The organism is Bacillus sp. JJ664, assembly GCF_036962205.1.
GTDB lineage: Bacteria > Bacillota > Bacilli > Bacillales > Bacillaceae_G > Gottfriedia.
In genome coordinates, this window is sequence record NZ_JBALMS010000031.1 from 1 (window position 1) to 2,728 (window position 2,728).

4 protein-coding genes are annotated in these 2,728 nt (G+C 29.5%); all 4 read right to left on the minus strand.

Going from position 1 to position 2,728, the window contains the following annotated elements:
* Positions 1 to 119 precede the first annotated feature (119 nt).
* Positions 120 to 587 (minus strand): hypothetical protein, encoded by a 468-nt coding sequence (locus tag V7056_RS05140; protein WP_499699915.1) that lies wholly within the window; start codon positions 585 to 587, stop codon positions 120 to 122.
* A gap of 66 nt (positions 588 to 653) precedes the next feature.
* Positions 654 to 902: a hypothetical protein gene (locus tag V7056_RS05145; protein ID WP_499699917.1), complete on the minus strand. Its 249-nt coding sequence runs from the start codon at positions 900 to 902 to the stop codon at positions 654 to 656.
* 53 nt (positions 903 to 955) lie between these two features.
* Positions 956 to 2,452, minus strand: coding sequence for a sensor histidine kinase (locus V7056_RS05150; RefSeq protein ID WP_499699919.1), 1,497 nt, complete (start codon positions 2,450 to 2,452; stop codon positions 956 to 958).
* Positions 2,453 to 2,728, minus strand: a 276-nt coding sequence (locus V7056_RS05155; RefSeq protein ID WP_499699921.1) for a winged helix-turn-helix domain-containing protein, incomplete at its 5' end; no start/stop codon positions are given.

Below are 2,728 nucleotides of genomic sequence, written 5' to 3' on the forward strand. Positions count from 1 at the left end.
TCCAACTAAATTAAAACCTTGGTATATTACTACATACAGAAAACCCCTAATGCAATTTGCATTAGAGGTTAACAAAAGAACATTTTATTTATAAGAAATTACAATGAAAAACCAATACATTACAAATTGTCAGCAGTTAAACTTTTAAGAAAGTCTCTATTGTTCAAAATGGTACTTTCTAAGTTTTGGCGTATTCGTTTTAATGTTTGATATGCACCTTTAATATTTTCATATTCCATCTGTTTCTTATAATTTTCCCATAACTTTTTCCGTTCGCTTTTCAGCTGTTTATTGTTAGAAATTGCTTCTTTATAATGATCAATTTTAGTTTGGATTTTGTTTAATTTTTCTTGGTTACTTTTTGAGTAATTGCTCTTCTCTAATTCTTTTAATTGCTTCACTAATAGCTGTTTTTTCTTTGGATATAACTCTTTAATTTGTTGATTTAATATCTCTTTTTCTTCATTTAGCCTTTTTACTTCTTGTTGTAAACTTTTAAGTTTGTTAGAGATGTTTCTACTAATCTCTTTACCATCGTTTAATTCCTTATTACCTGTAGCTGCTTCACTTGGAGTAGAAAAAAACATTATACTCCCAATTGAGATCATAACAAGTAAAAAATACTGCAATTTCCGCATAATTCACCTCAAGTATTATTTTAAATCGTTTGGAAATCCATCATCTTCTTGTTCAAATTCTAAATTATCAATTTCCTCAAGCATCTCACCCAGTTGTTCTTCAAAGGTCGTCTCTTCTGAAGCTTTTTCTTCGGTAGTATTTTTTTCTTCAGTGATTGTTCGTTTTGAAGGTTTAGAATTATTTTTCTCATTATAATTGTTATCAATAAATGAACAACCAATTAATATAAAGAGCAATATCAACGGAATAATATACTTTTTCATTTTATCCTCCGTAATTCCTTACCCAAATTTTTACGGCCTATTTCTTGAAATCTTTAGTTGATGTTCGTCACTTTAGGTAATTCAATCCAAAATGACACACCATCCCTCTTATTTTCAACGCCAACATTTGCTTGGATCATGATTGCTAGCTCTTTTACAATACTTAGACCTAAGCCAACATTTCCATTTGTTCGGTTTCTTGCTAAATCCGCTCGATAAAAACTTTCCCAAATGCTTTCTATTTCACTTTCAGGTATCATTTCGCCACTATTAAAAACCGATATTTGATATGTATTCTCTCTTTCCTTGACTGAAATTGTAATCTGCTTCTTTTCATTCACATGAGTTAAGGCATTATTTATGTAATTACTCATGATTTGTACTAATTTTATACGATCTGTCATAACTGGTTTTATATCGATTGGTTCGTACTGGAATGCAATATGATTTTCAATAAATTGAGGAGAATATAATTTCAACATCTCATTTACTAGCTGATTTAAATCCACTTTCTCGTAATGAACTTCCATCTTACTATTTTGTAATGTTGATAGATTTAATAAATCGTAAACCATTTTCTCCATTTTATTTGCTTCATCCATGATAATGTCGAGGTATTCTTGATGTTCCTCCTCTGTTTGATTTACACCAACTTGTAATCCTTCAGTGTAGCTTTGAATGATTGTAATAGGCGTCTTCAATTCATGGGAAACATTTGATATAAAAGTTCGGCGTTTTTTTTCGAACTTCACCTTTTCCTCTAGTTCATTCATTAATGTTTTATTTTTGATACTCAACTTTTCAATAAAATCTGAAATGATGTTACTTAATTCATTCATTGAATAGCCTAGTTCTCCAAGTTCATCCTTCCTATTGCGATTCCACTTTCTCGAAAAGGACAAACTAGTCATTTCTTTTGCCATACTATTAATTTCTAAAATCGGTCTTGTAAATGATTTAGCCATTATTAATCCAATGACTGTTCCAACACATAAAAGCGCTAGACCAATATAAATTAAAAAATAATTGTATATCTCTACACTTTCATTAATAGCTGTTATTGGTGTACGTATAATCAAAATTTTATCTCGATCGAGCTTACTTCCGACTAAAAGAAACTCTAACTCTATACTTTTTAAATTCGTTTTTGTGACATAAAAAGTTTCTTTCTTTAATTCTTTTTTCAACCGATTCATACCGTTTTCGGATACATTCGGTTTATTTTGTAAATCTTCAAATTCATCTATTGTACGGAGCTTTTCTTTACTATCTCCTTTTAAAGTACTATATAAAGTGATCCCACTTGAAGAAAGAATTTCAATTGAAAAACCATGAGATTTCTCTAAATTATCAACAAATGAAATGAGCTGATCATTATTTTTTTGTTCGTATAATCCTTTTAATTCCTGACTACTATTTTTGATTTTGTTTGTCTTTTGATGAATATAAAATGTTTCTAAAAAGAACAGATTAATTAATAGTCCGATTCCGACTAAACTAATAATTAATAAAATAAATGTAAGCAATAGTTTTGAACGAATTGATTTCATTTATGAAACCTCAAAACGATAACCAACTCCGCGAACAGTGTGAATATAGGAAGAACAAGTTCCTAGCTTTATACGAAGTCTATTAATATGTGTGTCTAATGTTCGATCTTCACCATAGTATTCATAGCCCCAAACAGCAGATAAAATTTGTTCTCGCTCTAATGCTAATTTTTGATTTTTAATAAAATAATAGAGTAAATCAAATTCCTTCTGCGTCAGGATAACTTGTTGATCTTGTATAAATAATTTTCTTGCGCTAAAGTCGATCTCTATATC

Bases quoted from the DNA above. Each gene is read 5' to 3' on its own strand.
- V7056_RS05140 (WP_499699915.1), bottom strand. From the start codon at position 587: ATGTTTTTTTCTACTCCAAGTGAAGCAGCTACAGGTAATAAGGAATTA.
- V7056_RS05145 (WP_499699917.1), bottom strand. From the start codon at position 902: ATGAAAAAGTATATTATTCCGTTGATATTGCTCTTTATATTAATTGGT.
- V7056_RS05150 (WP_499699919.1), bottom strand. From the start codon at position 2,452: ATGAAATCAATTCGTTCAAAACTATTGCTTACATTTATTTTATTAATT.